At 67.4% G+C, this 16,808-nt stretch carries 13 protein-coding genes; 9 read left to right on the top strand and 4 right to left on the bottom strand.

Annotated features, from left to right (window positions below):
• Window positions 1-66: 66 nt before the first annotated feature.
• Genes dapD through map form a run of 3 tightly spaced genes read right to left on the bottom strand, consistent with a single transcriptional unit; the run spans window position 67 to window position 4,396 of the window.
• Window positions 67-975: a 2,3,4,5-tetrahydropyridine-2,6-dicarboxylate N-succinyltransferase gene (gene dapD, locus ACT9F5_RS00130; RefSeq protein WP_445117940.1), complete on the bottom strand. Its 909-nt coding sequence runs from the start codon at window positions 973-975 to the stop codon at window positions 67-69.
• Window positions 972-3,623, bottom strand: coding sequence for a [protein-PII] uridylyltransferase (gene glnD / locus ACT9F5_RS00125; RefSeq protein WP_445117939.1), 2,652 nt, complete (start codon window positions 3,621-3,623; stop codon window positions 972-974). Before glnD ends, dapD begins: the two co-directional genes overlap by 4 nt.
• Window positions 3,620-4,396 (bottom strand): type I methionyl aminopeptidase, encoded by a 777-nt coding sequence (gene map, locus ACT9F5_RS00120; protein WP_445117938.1) that lies wholly within the window; start codon window positions 4,394-4,396, stop codon window positions 3,620-3,622. Before map ends, glnD begins: the two co-directional genes overlap by 4 nt.
• Window positions 4,397-4,744: 348 nt before the next feature.
• On the opposite strand from map, the gene rpsB reads away from it, so the two are divergent.
• Together rpsB and tsf are read left to right on the top strand one after the other, a co-directional pair.
• Window positions 4,745-5,635: a 30S ribosomal protein S2 gene (gene rpsB / locus ACT9F5_RS00115; RefSeq protein ID WP_445117937.1), complete on the top strand. Its 891-nt coding sequence runs from the start codon at window positions 4,745-4,747 to the stop codon at window positions 5,633-5,635.
• Between the two features lie 156 nt (window positions 5,636-5,791).
• A complete protein-coding gene (gene tsf, locus ACT9F5_RS00110; RefSeq protein ID WP_445117936.1) occupies window positions 5,792-6,661 on the top strand; it encodes a translation elongation factor Ts in 870 nt (289 codons plus the stop codon).
• Between the two features lie 159 nt (window positions 6,662-6,820).
• Here the strand turns inward: tsf and ACT9F5_RS00105 are convergent, their stop codons facing one another.
• Entirely contained in the window at window positions 6,821-9,859 is a 3,039-nt protein-coding gene (locus ACT9F5_RS00105) for a TonB-dependent receptor domain-containing protein (protein WP_445117935.1), read from the bottom strand.
• A 334-nt stretch (window positions 9,860-10,193) separates the two neighbouring features.
• Between ACT9F5_RS00105 and pyrH the strand changes: the two genes are divergently transcribed.
• From pyrH to rseP, 7 genes are all read left to right on the top strand, one after another.
• Window positions 10,194-10,916: a UMP kinase gene (gene pyrH, locus ACT9F5_RS00100; RefSeq protein WP_445117934.1), complete on the top strand. Its 723-nt coding sequence runs from the start codon at window positions 10,194-10,196 to the stop codon at window positions 10,914-10,916.
• A gap of 138 nt (window positions 10,917-11,054) precedes the next feature.
• Window positions 11,055-11,948, top strand: a complete 894-nt coding sequence (locus ACT9F5_RS00095) for a cation diffusion facilitator family transporter (protein WP_445117933.1) — start codon at window positions 11,055-11,057, stop codon at window positions 11,946-11,948.
• A 64-nt stretch (window positions 11,949-12,012) separates the two neighbouring features.
• Complete coding sequence (gene frr / locus ACT9F5_RS00090) at window positions 12,013-12,570, top strand: ribosome recycling factor (RefSeq protein ID WP_445117932.1); 558 nt, start codon at window positions 12,013-12,015, stop codon at window positions 12,568-12,570.
• A complete protein-coding gene (gene uppS, locus ACT9F5_RS00085) occupies window positions 12,570-13,325 on the top strand; it encodes a polyprenyl diphosphate synthase (RefSeq protein WP_445117931.1) in 756 nt (251 codons plus the stop codon). The genes frr and uppS overlap by 1 nt, the downstream gene beginning before the upstream one ends.
• On the top strand, window positions 13,322-14,158 hold the full coding sequence (locus ACT9F5_RS00080; RefSeq protein WP_445117930.1) for a phosphatidate cytidylyltransferase: 837 nt from the start codon (window positions 13,322-13,324) through the stop codon (window positions 14,156-14,158). Before uppS ends, ACT9F5_RS00080 begins: the two co-directional genes overlap by 4 nt.
• Window positions 14,159-14,160: 2 nt before the next feature.
• A complete protein-coding gene (gene dxr / locus ACT9F5_RS00075; RefSeq protein ID WP_445117929.1) occupies window positions 14,161-15,375 on the top strand; it encodes a 1-deoxy-D-xylulose-5-phosphate reductoisomerase in 1,215 nt (404 codons plus the stop codon).
• A 30-nt stretch (window positions 15,376-15,405) separates the two neighbouring features.
• Window positions 15,406-16,767, top strand: a complete 1,362-nt coding sequence (gene rseP, locus ACT9F5_RS00070; RefSeq protein WP_445117928.1) for an RIP metalloprotease RseP — start codon at window positions 15,406-15,408, stop codon at window positions 16,765-16,767.
• Window positions 16,768-16,808: the final 41 nt, after the last annotated feature.

Below are 16,808 nucleotides of genomic sequence, written 5' to 3'. Positions count from 1 at the left end.
TCCTGTGTCGCACGCGGTGGCGCCGCGCGACTCCTGCCGGAAGTCACGCCGGTCCGCACATCGTCCTCAGTCCGCCAGTCCGCGCAACAGATCGTTGATCGAGGTCTTGGCCCGTGTCTTCGCGTCGACCTGCTTGACGATCACCGCGCAGTACAGCGAATGCGTGCCGTCCTTCGAAGGCAACTGGCCCGACACCACCACGCTGTACGGCGGTACCGAACCGTAACTGACCTCGCCGGTCGCGCGGTTGTAGACGCGCGTGCTCTGACCCAGGAATACGCCCATGCCGATGACGCTGTGGTGGCCGACGACGAAGCCCTCGACCACTTCGGAACGCGCGCCGATGAAGCAGTGGTCCTCGATGATCGTCGGGGTCGCCTGCAGCGGCTCCAGCACGCCGCCGATGCCGGCACCACCCGACAGGTGGCAATGCTTGCCGATCTGCGCGCAGGAGCCGACCGTGGCCCAGGTGTCGACCATGGTGCCGGCGCCGACATGCGCGCCGATGTTGACGAAGCTGGGCATCAGCACCACGTCCTTGCCGAGGTGCGCGCCGCGGCGGACGATCGCGCCGGGCACCACGCGGACGCCGAGCTTGCGGAACGCGGCCTCGTCGAAGTCGCCGAAACGCGCCGGGATCTTGTCCCAGAACGGCGACGGATAGGACTCGATCACTTCCATGTCCTGGGTGCGGAAATACAGCAACACCGCCTTCTTGAGCCACTCGTTGACCTGCCAGCCGCCCTTGCCGTCGGGCTCGGCGACGCGGAACTCGCCATTCTCGATGCGCTCGATCACGCGTTCGACCACCGGCCGGGTCGAGCCCTCCATTTCTTCCGGCGTCAGCGTGGTGCGGCGCTCGAACGCGCTTTCGACCATGAAGCGCAGCTCGTCGACGCCGGGCTCGGCGGGTTCGCGACGGGCCACCGGCTTCTTCCGGGCCGCCTTCTTCGCGGGCTTGCTGGTGGGACTCATCGGGCTTCTCCTTCAAGGCAGGCAAGCAGCGCGGCGGACAGCGCCTGCTGCCGTGTTTCGTCGAGTGGCTGGTCGTCGCCGTCGACATCGGCGGCGGTGATCTGGAACACGTCCTCGGCACGCTCGCCGAAGGTCGCGATGCGCGCGTCGTGCACCCGCATCGACTGGTTGCGCAGCGCCTCGGCGACGTCAGCGAGGAGGCCGGGGCGATCGGTGCAGACCAGGCTGAGCGTCGTGCGGGCACCGTCGGTCGCGTCGAAACCGATCTTCGGCGGGATGCGGAAATGCCGCAGGTGCCGCGGCAAAGTGCGGCGTGCCGGGCGGATCCGGTCGAGTGGCCCGGCCAGCGCCTGGGCCAGCTTGCGCTCGACATCCTCCGCGGTCGATGCGGAGCGGCCTTCGGCCGGGATCACCTCGAAGGTATCGAAGATGCTGTCGTGGGGCCCGTCCAGCACCCGCGCGTGCTGGATCGCCAGGCCGCTGCGGTCGAGCGTGGCGACGATCGCGGCGAACAGGCCGTCGGCGTCCGGCGAATGCACGAACACCTCCAGCGCCCCGGCATGCGCAGCGACCGGACGCACCCGCACGCGCGTCTCGCCCACCGCCACGCCGCGCAGCGACGCGGCCTGCCAGGCGAGCTGGTCCGGGCGGCCGCGCTGGAAACCGGCGTCCGGCATGCGTGCGAACAATTCGCCGACCTCCGCCTCGGAAATCCCCAGCGCCGACAGCATCGCGTGCACCGCAGCGCGGGTTTCCGCCGCACGCTCGGCCGCGGCAAGCGGGTTTTCCAGTCCACGCCGCAGTGCCAAGCGCGTGGAGGTGTAGAGATCGGCCATCAGCCGGTCCTTCCACGCGTTCCAGAGTTTGGGCGAGGTCCCGGCGATGTCGGCGCAGGTCAGCAGGTACAGATGGTCGAGACGCTCGCGGTCGCCAACCGCGGTGGCAAAACGATGGATCACCCCGGGATCGGCGATGTCCTGCTTCTGCGCGGTCATCGACATCAACAGGTGATGGCGCACCAGCCATTCGACCAGCGCGGTGTCGGCCTCGCCCAGGCCGAGGGTGCTGCAGAATTCGCGGGCGTCGTCGGCACCGAGTTCGGAATGGTCGCCGCCGCGGCCCTTGGCGATGTCGTGGAACAGGCCGGCCAGCAGCAGCAACTCGGGCTTGTGCAGGCGCGGCCAGATCTCGTGGGCCAATGCGAAACGCTCATCGCGCTCGCTGGAGGCGAATGCGGACAGGTTCTTCAGCACCGCCAGCGTGTGCTGGTCGACCGTATAGACGTGGAACAGGTCGAACTGCATGCGCCCCGACACTTTCTGGAACGCCGGGATCCAGCGCCCCAGCACCCCCAGACGCGCCATCCGGGTCAGGCTGCGCACCGGCTGCACGCCGCGCAACAGGCCCAGGAACTGCTGTCGCAGCGCATCGTCGGCGCTGGCGTAATCGGGGAAATCGGGCAGTGCCTCGGCCAGTGCACGGGCGGTATGCGAATGCAGGCCGCGCAGCTCGCCGCGCAGCGCCCAGGTCCGGAACAGCGCCAGCACCTCGTCGGGCGCGTGCGGCCAGTCGGGGTCGCGTGCGGCGAGGTACCCGCGGCGCAGCTCGAACAGTTCGTCCAGCGGTTCGGGTTCGGCTTCGCCCTGCAACTGTTCCTCGAAACGCTGCAGCAACCGCTCGCCAATCCGAAGCACCAGCGATGCGCTGCGGTAGAAGCCCTGCATCATCTGCTCGACCGCCAACGTGCCGCCGACGTCCTCGAAACCCAGTCGCGTGGCCAGCAGCTTCTGGTAGTCGAAGCGCAGGCGCTCTTCGCGACGGCCTGCGACCAGGTGCAGGCCGTAACGCAGCCGTGCCAGCGCGCGGCGTTCGCGCTCGATGGTCGCGACCTCGTCGGCGCCAAGCTGGCCGAACGCGACCAGCGACTCCATGTCGGCGGTGCCGATGATCCGCAGCGCCATCCAGTGCAGGGTCTGCACGTCGCGCAGGCCGCCGGGGCCTTCCTTGAGGTTGGGCTCGAGATTGTCGGCGGTATCGCCATAGCGTGCGTGGCGCTCCAGCAGTTCCTCGCGCTTGGCGTCGAAGAACTCCTGCGGCGCCCACGCCAGCCGCGGCGAGGCGGCGCCCTGCAACTCGCGGCGCTCATGCTCGTTCGCCGCCAGCGGGCGTGCTTCAAGCAACGCGGTCAGCACGGTGATGTCCTCGATCGACGCCTCCGTGCACTGTTCCAGCGAACGCACTGCGTGCCCGACCGGCAGGCCGGAATCCCAGAGCACCGCGAAGAAGCGTGCCAGCGCATCGGAGTTGGCCCCCGACGCGGCGGGCTCGGCCATCACCAACAGGTCGACGTCCGATTGCGGGAACAGTTCACCGCGTCCGTAGCCCCCGACCGCGAACAGCGCCAGCTCGGCCTCGGGCGGGATGCAGTGTTGCCACGCCGACTGCACCAGCACGTCGACGGCCGCGGCGCGCTCGGCCAGCAGGCGGTCGATATCCGCGTCGGCGTCGAAACGCGCGGCAAAACCCGCATCGGCACGCGCAAGCTCATCGCGCGCGCGCGCCGCCCAGGCGGCGTCTTCGTGGCCGGGATGCCGGCCGACACCGTCGGATCCCGCCGGCGGACTATCGGCAGGGACGGAGGGGTTCATAGATCGTTGTCGTCACCCGGCGTGCGGGTGAGGATCTCCACGCCATCGTCGGTCACCAGCACCGTGTGTTCCCACTGCGCGGAAAGCTTGCGATCCTTGGTGACCACGGTCCAGCCATCCGGCAGGACCTTCGTGTGGCGCCCGCCCTCGTTGATCATCGGCTCGATGGTGAAGGTCATGCCGGGCTTGAGCACCACGCCCTGCCCCGGCTTGCCGTAGTGCAGCACCTGCGGCTCGTCGTGGTAGACCTTGCCGATGCCGTGGCCGCAGTACTCGCGCACCACCGAGAAGCGCTCGGACTCGGCATGGGCCTGGATCGCCGCACCGACATCGCCCAGCGTCGCCCCCGGCTTGACCGCACGGATGCCGCGGAACATGGCCTCGCGGGTCACGTCGACCAGCCTTTTGGCCATCACCGACGGGGTGCCGACGATGTACATGCGACTGGTGTCGCCATGCCACCCGTCCTTGATCACGGTGACGTCGATATTGACGATGTCGCCGTCCTTCAAGACCTTGGCCTCGCTCGGGATGCCGTGGCAGATCACGTTGTTGACCGACGTGCAGACGGTCTTGGGGAAGCCCTTGTAGCCGACGTTGGCCGGGACCGCGCCCTGCACGTTGACGATGTGGTCGTGGCAGATGCGGTCGAGCTCCTCGGTGGTCACGCCCGGCTTCACGTGCGGGGCGACGACCTGCAGCACTTCGGCGGCCAGGCGGCCGGCGACGCGCATCTTCTCGATGTCTTCGGGTGTTTTCAGGGTTATGGCCATCCGTCCATTATCGCTTATCGGGGCGCGGGGCGGGCGTGGCGGCCGGGGCGTGGCAGGCGGCGGAATCCCGCCCTTGCCCCGGGCAGGCACTCCAACTACAATCCACCGGCTGTGCGGACCTTGCGTCTTCACGCCGCCAACGCCGGGCGTCACCGGCGAATACACACCCGCTGCCACAGCCCGTGCCGGGGTGTCCCATGCGGTACTGGGCCAAGGCTCCAGTACGGCCGGGATTCGGCCACGGAAGCAGCGGGGAGGTCCAACCCCGGAATCCATCGCCCTGGCTCGCGCCGGGGCAGCCGCCTCAACCTGTCCGGCGGCCGGATTCCAATACCGGAGCTACAAGCAATGCCCCAGATCACCATGCGCCAGATGCTGGAAGCCGGCGTCCACTTCGGCCACCAGACCCGCTACTGGAACCCGAAGATGGGCCCGTACATCTTCGGCGCCCGCGGCAAGATCCACATCATCAACCTCGAGAAGACCGTCCCGTTGTTCAACGACGCGATGAACTTCCTCTCGGGCATCGCCCAGAAGCGCGGCATGATCCTGTTCCTCGGTACCAAGCGCAACGCGCGCGAGTCGATCAAGGAAGAAGCCGAGCGTTGCGGCATGCCGTACATGACCCAGCGCTGGCTCGGCGGCACCCTGACCAACTTCGCCACGGTGAAGAAGTCGGTCGGCCGCCTGAAGGAGCTGGAAGCGGCCGAGACCGACGGCACCTTCGAGAAGCTGGTCAAGCACGAAGTGCTGGGCCTGCGCCGCGAGCGCGACAAGAAGATGGCCTCGCTCGGCGGCATCAAGGAAATGAACCGCCTGCCCGACGCGCTGTTCGTGATCGATATCGGCCACGAGGACATCGCGATCAAGGAAGCCAAGAAGCTCGGCATCCCGGTCGTGGCCGTGGTCGACACCAACTACGACCCGGCGCTGGTCGACTACCCGATCCCGGGCAACGACGACGCCATCCGCGCCGTGCAGCTGTACGCCCGTGCCGCCGCCGACGCCGTGCTTGAAGGCAAGGCCGCCGCTCCGTCCGCCGCCAGCGTCCGCGAGGAAGACTTCGCCGAAGGTGGCAACGACAAGGCCCCGCGCCGCGCACCGGCCAAGAAGGCTGCGGCGAAGAAGGACGAGGCCAAGACCGCGGAAGCCAAGCCGGTCGAAGCAAAGGCTGATGAAGCCAAGGCCGGGAAGCCGGCCGATGCCAAGCCGGCCACCGAAGCTCCGGCTGCCGAGTAAGACCGATGTCATGCGGCCGCGCGATGATGCGCGGCCGCATTCCAATTTCTGTAGGAGCGGCTTTAGCCGCGATCGGGGTGTCGTTCGCCAACGCCGATTGGTGATCGCGGCTAAAGCCGCTCCTACAAACACACCAAGCATTCAGAGGTAATCCCCATGGCAGAGATCACCGCCTCCCTGGTCAAGGAACTGCGTGAGCGCACCGGCGCCGGCATGATGGAGTGCAAGAAGGCACTCGTCGAAAACAACGGCGACGTCGAAGTCGCCGCCGAGTGGCTGCGCAAGCAGGGCCTGGCCAAGGCCGACAAGAAGGCCAGCCGCGTCGCCGCAGAGGGTCGCATCGTCGCCGCCCAGGCCGACGGCAAGGCCGCACTGGTCGAGATCAACTCCGAGACCGACTTCGTCGCCAAGGACGAGAACTTCGTCGCCTTCACCGAAAGCGTGGCCGATGCCGCGCTCGACGCAGCCGACGTCGAGGCCCTCAAGACCATCAAGGTCGCTTCCGGCAAGACCGTCGAGGAAGCCCGCGCCGAGCTGGTGGCCAAGATCGGAGAGAACATCCAGGTCCGCCGCATGGCCCGCATCGACAGCGCCAACACCCTGGGCGCGTACGTCCACGGCGGCCGCATCGGCGTGCTGGTCGAGGTCAAGGGCGGCGATGCCGACCTGGCCCGGGGGCTGGCCATGCACGTCGCCGCGATGAACCCGCCGTACATCTCGCCGGCGCACGTCCCGGCCGACTTCGTCGCCAAGGAAAAGGAAATCGCCCTGGCCCAGGTCAAGGACACCGGCAAGCCACCGGAAATCCTCGAGAAGATGATCTCCGGCAAGGTCGCCAAGACCGTCAACGAGCTGTGCCTGACCGGCCAGCCGTACGTGCTGGACACCAACCAGACCGTCGAGCAGGCCCTGAAGGCCGCCGGCGCCGAGGTTGTCAGCTTCGTCCGCCTCGCCGTTGGCGAGGGCATCGAGAAGCAGGCCGATGACTTCCACGCCGAAGTGATGAAGCAGGCAGGGTTGGCGTAAGCCCGAACGCCCGCACGATAGGAAAAAGGCCGCGGAGCGATCCGCGGCCTTTTTTGTGCCTGCCGGTTGGACCGGACCGGCACTGGATCCCAAAAGAAACGGCCGCCCCGAGGGGCGGCCGAAAGGTGAAGCAGAGAGAGATCTATATACGTCTTGTACTTACCAGTCGAAACCGACCGCCAGACGAATGGTGCGCTCGTTCTGGAACGAAGTACCGATCCCGTACATCGGGTCCGGCGTGTTCGAGAAGTCCAGCTCGCCGACTTCATACACCTCGGTCTCGGTCTGGTCACCAAGCACGTTGGTGGCGTCGACCTTGAACCACAACTTCTGCTCAGCCCACAGCGGACGGTACTCGACACCCAGGTCAAGCGACTTGACTGTCGGAGTCCGGCCGACCGAACCGCGCGGGACAATCTCGCCGTTGCAGAAGAACGACTCGGTGCCGTACGCCTGAGCGAACTCGTCGGTCGGGTGGTTGCCGAAGCAGTTGATCGGACGACCCGACTGGACGAGCAGGTTGCCGCTCAGCAGGAACTCCGGATGGAACTGCCAGCCGCCCCACACCTTGAGGGTATGCGGACGGTCGTTCGGCAGGCGGCCGTAGCCACCGTCGAGCAGACCCGGCTGGTCGAAGTTCGTGGTCAGGCCGGCATCATCCTGGCCGTTGTCCGAACGCACGAAGCCTTCGTTGTTGCCCTCGCTCTTGGAGTAGGTGTACGAACCCTGCAGGAACCACTTCTCGTCCCAGGCGCGCTGGAAGAAGACCTCAACGGCCCGGTACTCGCGGACGGACTCCGGATAGCCCAGCTGTTCCGGCGAGAGTTCGACCGGCTCGAGCACGCCATCGCCATCCAGGTCGACCTGGATGCTCATGGCCGCGCCGGGGTTGCCCAGCACGTAATAGTCGAAGCCGCAGGCGTACAGGTTGTCGGCGGTGCTTCCATCCGGCTCGGCATCGTCACCGAAGCAATCCTGCGTGGTCGAGGTGGCCTGCAGGTTGTTGTCGATGATGTACTGGTTCAGTGCCGCATCGACCGCCATGTCCTCGATGGAGCTCCCGAGTTCACGGTAGATACCGCGGATACCCACGGACCACTTCGGCGCGAACTGCCACTCGTAGCCGAGGATGAACTCGTCCTGGTACATCGCATCGATGTCCTGGTCGACCGACGAGACCGTCGGATGCACGGTGCCGTCAGCCAGAGTACGCGGACGGATCAGGTCACCCAGGACCGGAGCGCCGTACTGGTCGACCGAGGTGCCGTCCCACTCGTAAAGATCCTGCAGGTACAGCTCGGCACCACCTAGGCGAACGTTGGTGTTGGCGGCCACCGGCAGGTGGTAACGACCGTAGTTGGCGAACACCTTGCTGGTGCCTGCGCCACCGACGTCCCATGCCAGGCCGATACGCGGGGCCCACTGGTCCTTGACGGTGATGAAGCTGACGCCATCGGCGTTCTTGTTGTCGAACTGCTCGTTGCGGATGCCGAGCGTGACCAGCAGGTCCTCGGTCGGCTTCCACTGGTCTTCCAGGTAGAACGCCTTGCCGCTGGTCTCGAACTGACCGATGTTGCGGTAGGTGTCACGACGGACCTGCCATTCGGGGGCGCCGTCATCGCCGGTACCGACTTCACCGTCGGGGCCGGGCGGAATGACTTCGTTCGCCAGGTAGCGATAGCCGGTCGGGCCCGGGATGGTCGCGGAGTTGACCGACTCGTTCTGCTCTTCGTCGTAGCCGAAGCGCAGGAAGTGGCTGCCGAGGAACACGTTACCCAGGTCCCACTCGGCATCGACGCGATAAGCCTGGCGCTGATCGGTACCGGTCACGTCGAGCGACTGCACCGCGCACCCCATCTGGCGGTTGACGCGTCCTTCCGCGAGCGGGTTGTAGGTGAACCAGATGCAATCGCCGCCGCTCGGCCCGGTGTTGTAGGGGCCCGACAAGGCGTACTCGCCCTTGCCGTACAGTGCCGACAGGGTGAACGAGTCGGTCAGGTAACCGGTGTACTTGATGATGTGGTTCTCACCACCGGTTTCGGCGGCCGTCGCGGTCTCGCCGCTGTAGCCGATCAACTCGCCCGGCACCGCATCCGGCTGGAGCAATTGACCCGGCGACACGGTTTCGCTGGTGTCCTGGAAGCCGGTGTACTCGAGGCGGTGGTTGTCGGTGATGTAGGCATCGAGCTTCAGGCCGTAGAACGGGCTGTCGGTCGAGCTGTCACTGACCGCACCGGTGACGCTGGTGGTGCTGGTCTGGATGTCGCGGCCGCTGGCGATCGCATAGAAGAACAGGCGATCCTTGATGATCGGGCCGCTGGCGTAGATGTTGGACTCGAGGCGGTCCACGGTGTCGTACTGGTTGCTGTTGAACAGCGCGCCCTCACCGTCGATGACGTCCGGATCGGCCTTGCGCCACTTGTCCGGGGTCCAGTACATGCTGCCGCCCCAATGCCACTCGTTGCTGCCGCGCTTGGTGGTCGCGTTGACCACGCCGCCGGTGGAACGGCCGAACTCGGCGCCGTAGCCGCCGGTCTTGACCTGGTACTGGGCGTACATCTCGAACGGCACGTTGCTGAAGCCCAGGCCGTTGCGGAAGTTGGTGACGTTGAAGCCGTTGATGTAATAGGCGTTCTCACCGACGGTGGCACCACCGAACGATGCGAGGTTGCCGAACGCCGAGTCACCCTGGGTGGTGCCCGGGGCGAGCAGCGCGACGGCGGTCACGTTGCGCGGCACCGGCAGGCGGTCGATGGTGTCCTCGGTGACGATGGTCGCCGACTCCACCGACGAGAAGTCGATCGGCGGGATGTAGCTGCCGGTGACCTGGACGCGGTCGAGCTCGACGGCATCACCGCTCGGAGCGGCGGCGCCTGCGAAGTTGACCGAGGTACCGGTACCGACCGCGACGCCGACGTTGTTGCGGACGCTGGTGGTGCCGTCCGCATTGCGCAGGGTGACGGTATAGCGGCCGGACGGCAGCGAACCAGCGCGGAAGCTGCCGTCGGAACCGACGGTGACCTCACGGCTGAAGCCGGTCGCCGGGTTGACCACCAGGACGGTAGCCCCTGGCTGGGCCTGACCGACGATGTTACCGGTGGTGTTGGATTGGGCGTGGACGCCCGAGGCAAAGCACAGACCGAGTGCAACGGTCAGTGCACTGCGGCGCAAGGCGCGATTGATAGTCGGTTTGGACACTTGGTGACTCCCCTAACGCAGTCGATGGAAACCCAATTCGGGCTCGCCGACTATTACGTAAGTAACGCCTTTCTAACAAGCCAGTTAAGGTATTATTTACGTAAAATTGTGACGTACGTCACATTTTTGATTGAATTTTATCGGGCAACCACGATTGTGCATCGCGTCAATTTGTGCGTCGGACCTATTCAGCAAAGTGGTCCGCTTGTACTTCGAGCGCTGCCGTGGGCAAGGCTGCCTGATGGTCGCCCGCTGCTTTCGTCGTTGCCCGCTCGCCCGGCGGCAGCCCCGCATCCCGTACAATTCCGTCCGTTTGCCCACAACCGAGGTCACCATGTCCCAGCTCGCCCATCGCCGCGTCCTTTTGAAGCTGTCCGGCGAGGCGTTGATGGGATCGGAGGATTACGGGATCGACCCGCTGGTGATCCACCGGCTGGCGCGCGAGGTGATCGAGGCCCAGAAGGCCGGTGCGGAGATCGCGCTGGTGATCGGCGGCGGCAACATCTTCCGCGGCGCGGGCCTGGCCGCTGGCGGGATGGACCGGGTGACCGGCGATCACATGGGCATGCTCGCCACGGTGATCAACGCGCTGGCGATGCAGGACGCGCTGGAGAAGCTCGGCGGCAAGGCGCGGGTCATGAGCGCGATCAAGATCAACGATGTCTGCGAGGACTACATCCGCCGCCGCGCCATCCGGCATCTCGAGAAGGGCCGGCTGGTGATCTTCGCGGCCGGCGTCGGCAGCCCGTTCTTCACCACGGATTCCGGCGCGGCCTTGCGCGCGGTGGAGATCGGCGCGGACCTGCTGTTGAAGGCGACCAAGGTCGACGGGGTCTACGACAAGGACCCCAACAAGCACGCCGACGCGGTGCGCTACGACACCCTGAGCTATGACGAAGTCATCAGGCGCAACCTGCAGGTCATGGATACCGCGGCGTTTGCGCTGGCGCGCGACAGCAACCTGCCGCTGCGGATCTTCGACATGAGCCAGCCAGGCGAGCTGTTGAAGATCTTGCGTGGCGAGAACATCGGCACGCTGGTGCAGGGAAGAAGCTAAGGGTTTTGTAGGAGCGGCTTCAGCCGCGATCTGGAGTGGGCGCGAGCGAACGATTTCCCGATCGCGGCTGAAGCCGCTCCTACAAAACCCATGCCGACCGTAATAGTGTCCCGCCCCGCCGCGTGACACGATCGCCCCATGCATTCGCACACCCACTCCCATGGCACCCGCGCGTTCGCCACGGTGACCCTGGTCAACCTGGCTTACACCGCGCTTGAAGCCGGCTATGGCTTCGCGACCAACTCGCTGGTCCTGCTTTCCGACGCGCTGCACAACCTCGGCGACGTGCTGGGCCTGGCCCTGGCCTGGGGTGCGGCGGTCATGGCCCGTCGCGCGCCTACCGACCGCCATACCTATGGGTGGCGCCGCGCCACCCTGCTCTCGCCACTGGCCAATGCGCTGTTGCTGGTTGCGTTCTCCGGCGCGCTGGCGTGGGAGGCGATCCGCCGCTTCAACGCGCCGCCGGAGATCCCGGCAATGCCGGTGATGCTGGTCGCGGCGCTCGGCATCGCGGTCAACCTCGGTGCGGCATGGCTGGTACGCGATGGGCATGAGCACGACCTCAACCGCCGCGGCGCGTTCCTGCACCTGGTTGCCGACGCGGCGGTCTCGCTGGCCGCGGTCATCGCCGGCGCCGGCATGTGGTGGCTGGGCTGGACCTGGCTGGACCCGGTGACGTCATTGCTGATTGGCGCGGTGGTGGCCATTGGCGCGTTCGGGTTGCTGCGCGAGAGTTTCGACGCGGCGATGGATGCCGTGCCGCGCACGATCGACCAGACCGCGGTGCGCACCTTCCTCCTCGACCAACCCGGGGTCCGGGCGGTGCACCACCTGCACATCTGGTCACTGGGTGCAGGCGAGATCGCGATGACCGCGCATCTGGTGCGCCCGGACGATGCCGACCACGACGGTTTCATCGACGCGTTGAACCACGCGCTCGACGACCAGTTCGGCATCAACCACCCCACCCTGCAGATCGAGCACGGCGCAGCCTGCGAACACGACCACCACGACCGCGCCCCGCACCACTGACAGGGGGCCGCGACCGCCCGCTCCGCTATACTCCCGCGATTACCGCACGAGACCGGAGCCGGCGATGCTCAACGAGATCAAGAAAGACGCCCAGACGCGCATGGCCAAGAGCGTCGAGGCGCTTCGCCACGACCTGACCAAGGTCCGCACCGGGCGCGCCTCCACGGCGCTGGTCGACCACCTGAAGGTCAACTACTACGGTTCCGACATGCCGCTGACCCAGGTCGCCAGCGTCGCCGTCAACGACGCCCGCTCGCTGACGATCACCCCGTGGGAGAAGCAGATGGTCGCCGCGGTGGAGAAGGCGATCATCAATTCCGACCTCGGCCTGACCCCGAACACCGCCGGCACCGTGATCCGGATCAACCTGCCGGCGCTGACCGAGGAGCGCCGCAAGGAGCTGTCCAAGCATGTCCACGGCGAGGGCGAGAACGCCAAGATCGCGATCCGCAACATCCGCCGCGATGCCAACAGTCAGGTCAAGGAGCTCCTCAAGGAAAAGGAGATCACCGAGGACGACGCCAGCCGCAGCGAGGCCGAGATCCAGAAGCTGACCGACGAGGGCATCAAGAATGTCGATGACGTGGTCAAGGCCAAGGAACAGGAACTGATGGCGGTTTGATGATCCCGCGCCACCTCGCCGTCATCATGGACGGCAACGGCCGCTGGGCCGAGCGCCGCCGCCGACCGCGCATGATCGGCCACCGCGCCGGCGCGCGCGCGGTCAACGTGTGCATCGACTTCTGTCTCGACAAGGGCGTCGAAGCGCTGACCCTGTTCGCCTTCTCCAGCGAGAACTGGGGCCGGCCGGAGGACGAGGTCGGCGCGCTGATGAAGTTGTTCATGAACGCACTGGAGCGTGAGGTCGACGAACTCGACCGCCGCGGCGTGCGGGTGCGCTTCATCGGCGAGCGCGAGCGCTTCAGCGCCGACATCATGCGGCGCATGGATGCCGCCGAGGCGCAGACCGCGGGCAACACGCGGCTGCAACTGGCCGTCGCCGCCAGCTACGGTGGACGCTGGGACATCGCCCGCGCCGCGCGATCACTGGCGGCCGACGTGGCCGCCGGCCGCATCGCCATCGATGCAATCGACGAGTCCGCGATGGGCGCACGGATGGCGCTGGCCGACCTGCCCGCCCCCGACCTTTTCATCCGCACCGGCGGCGACCTCAGGATCAGCAACTTCCTGCTCTGGCAGCTGGCCTACACCGAGTTGTGGTTCACCGATCTGTTGTGGCCCGAGCTCGATGCGGCGACACTGCAGTGCGCGCTGGACGACTATGCCAATCGCGAACGCCGTTTCGGCCTGACCGGCGCACAGGGCCTCGCCCATGCCCCGTCCGGGCCGGCCGCCACTGACGAGACCCGAGAATGACCCGAACCCGCCTGCTCGCCGCGTTGGTGATGGCCCCGCTCGCGATCGCCGCGATCCTGCTACTGCCGACCGACTGGATGATGGCGCTGGCCGCGGTGGTGTTCATGCTGGGCCTGTGGGAGTGGTTCGACCTGGCCGAGATCGACGACCCGCTGGCGCGTACCGTGCTTCTGGTGGCGCACCTGGCGTTGATGGTCGCGCTGGTCTGGGCGTCGCGCTCGACCAGCGGTTTCAGCTTCGTGCTGCTGGAGCTGATGACCGTCATCGGCGTCATCTGGTGGCTGTTGGCACTCGCCTGGCTGGGCCGCTACCGCTTCGCCAGCGACCACGACACCCATGCGCGGGTGTTCAAGCTCGGCGCCGGCGCGCTGGCCACCATCCCGGCCTGGTGCGCACTGGCGTGGATCCACGCTGGCCAGCCCAATGGCCACCGCTGGCTGTTGTGCGCCCTGATGGTGGTGTGGGCGGCCGACACCGGCGCGTACTTCAGTGGCCGCCGTTTCGGCCGGCACAAGCTGGCGCCGAAAGTCAGCCCGAACAAGACCGTCGAAGGGCTGGTCGGCGGCATGCTGCTGGCGGTGATCGTGGGCGTGGTGCTGTCGTTGTTTGCCGGCGCCACGACCGCGCAGTTGCCCGCGGTCGCTGCGGTGTCGCTGTTGGCGGCGCTGTTCTCGGTGGTCGGCGACCTGTTCGAGAGCCTGCTCAAACGGCATGCCGGGGTCAAGGATTCCGGCGCCCTCATCCCTGGCCACGGCGGCGTCCTGGACCGCCTGGATGGCGTGCTGGCGGCACTTCCGGCGTTTGCGCTCGGCAAGGCCGTGCTGGGCTTCTGACGATGGGACGGATCGCGGTATTGGGCGCCACCGGCTCGATCGGCGCCTCGGCGCTGGACGTGATCGCCCGCCACCCGGACCGCTTGCGGGCCACCGTGCTGGCGGCGGGGCGGCAGGTCGATGCGCTGGTCGAATTGTGCCGCCAACACCGTCCCGCACATGCGGTTATCGCCGACCCGGCCGGATTCGCCGGACTGCGCAACGGCTTGCGCGAGGCCGGGCTCGATACCGTCGCCCACTGTGGCGACGAGGCGCTGGTGGCGCTGGTCGAAGGCGATGCCTGCGACACCGTGATCGCCGCGATCGTCGGCGCGGCCGGCCTGCCCTCGACCCTCGCTGCAGCGCGCGCCGGCAAGCGCCTGTTGCTCGCCAACAAGGAGTCGCTGGTGCTGGCCGGCGAACTGCTGATGGCCGCGGCGCACGAGGGCGGTGCGACCATCGTGCCGATCGACAGCGAACACAACGCGATCTTCCAGTGCCTGTGCAGCCTCGGCGAACAGCCCGGCGATCCGTCGCGGCGCGCGCCCGCCGGCGTCGCGCGGATCGTCCTGACCGCCTCGGGCGGCCCGTTCCGCGGCCGCAGCCGTGCATCGCTCGCGGACGTCACGGTCGAACAGGCCGTCGCCCACCCGAAGTGGTCGATGGGCCCGAAGATCTCGGTCGATTCCGCCACGCTGATGAACAAGGGCCTGGAGGTCATCGAGGCGCACCACCTGTTCGGCGTCGGCGGCCGTGGCGACGAGCACCGCATCGGCGTGCTGGTGCACCCACAGAGCCTGGTCCACTCGCTGGTCCAGTTCGCGGACGGCTCGACCCTCGCCCAGCTTGGCCTGCCCGACATGCGCACCGCGCTCGCGGTGGGCCTGGGCTGGCCCGAGCGACTCGATTCCGGGGTCGGCATGCTCGACCTGCTGGCCGAGGGCGGCCGGCTCGATTTCGAACCCCCGGACCTCGAGGCGTTTCCCTGCCTGCGCCTCGCCTTCGACGCGCTGGACGCGGGTGGCACCGCGCCGGCCACGCTCAACGCCGCCAACGAAGTCGCGGTTTCAGCGTTTCTTCAGCGCCGGATCGGTTTCCTGTCCATTCCGGCCGTGGTCGAGGACACCCTCGCCGCACTGCCCGCCACCCCCGCCGCCTCGCTGGCGCTGCTGCACGACGCCGACCGGCAAGCGCGACGGCATGCGACACAGGCCCTTGCCGGATACGGCCAGCAATGACCTCCTCCGCTTCCAATCCGGGAACGCACCATGGCTGAGTTCGTCGGTTCGCTCTGGTGGCTGATCGTCAGCCTGGGGGTGCTGGTCACCTTCCACGAATTCGGCCACTACTGGGTCGCGCGGCGCTGCGGGGTGCGGGTGCTGCGCTTTTCGGTCGGCTTCGGCCCGGCATTGTGGTCGCGCCGCGCAAAGGACGGCACCGAGTACGTGGTCGCCGCGATCCCGCTCGGCGGCTACGTCAAGATGCTCGACGAGCGCGAGGGCGACGTGGCGCCGGCCGAACTGGGGCAGGCATTCAATCGCCAATCGGTATGGAAGCGCATCGCGATCGTCATCGCCGGCCCGGTCGCCAACCTGCTGCTGTGCGTGATGCTCTTCTGGGGCATGTTCGTGATCGGACGCCCCGATTACGCGCCCGTGGTGGGGCACGTGGAAGGGATCGCCGCGGAGGCCGGCCTCGAGCCGGGCGACCGGCTGCTGCAAGTCGGCGACCGCGCCACCCCGACCTGGAGCGAGGCGCAACTGGCACTTATCCCGGCCGCACTCGACCACGCCGACATCCCGTTGCAGGTCCGCACCGCCAGCGGCAGCACCGAAACCCGCGAACTGGCGCTGTCACGGCTGCCGGCCGAATTCGACGAGCGCCGCGCGGTCGACGCGATCGGCCTGACTCCGCGCCACTTGCTGGTGCCGCCACGGGTCGGCCGCGTCGCGCCCGACACCCCGGCGTGGGGCGTGTTGGCCGAAGGCGACCGAATCAGCGCGATCGATGGCCGGCAGGTCAACGCCTGGGGCGACATCGGGCCCTTGGTGCAGCGGCTCGGCGAACGTGGCGGCAAGGCCATGGTCGAGGTCGAACGCGACGGCGACCGGCTGGCGCTCGAACTGGAGCCGACCCGGATGGAATCGGAAGACGGTGAACCCTACTGGGTGATCGGCATCACCTCGGCACGGCCGGAGTTGCCGGCGATGGATGCCGAACTGCACTACGGCCCGATGGCCGCGGTGCCCGCCGCGCTGCGGGAAACCGTCCACCAGACCCGCGAACTGGTCGCGATGATCGGACGCGCATTCAGCGGCCGGGTCGCGGTAGAGAACACCGTGGCCGGCCCGATCACCATCGCCCGCGCCGCCAATGCCTATGCCGACCAGGGCCCGGCCTGGTACCTGTCGCTGCTCGCGTTGCTGTCGCTGAGCCTGGGCATCCTGAACCTGCTGCCGATCCCGATCTTGGACGGCGGTCACCTCCTGTATTACCTTATCGAGCTGGCCAAGGGCAGCCCGGTCAGCGAGCGCGCGATGGCCGCCGGGCAGTACGTCGGCCTTGTCCTGATCATCGGGCTCATGGGCCTGGCGTTCTACAACGACATCGTCAACAACCTGGTGCACTGATGTCGGCCATGCCTGACGGTTCAACCCCGCCCTCCACCCGC

The organism is Lysobacter sp. F6437 (assembly GCF_052547215.1).
The sequence above is the reverse complement of the archived record's forward strand: the minus strand, read 5'-3'. Positions and strand labels throughout refer to the sequence as shown.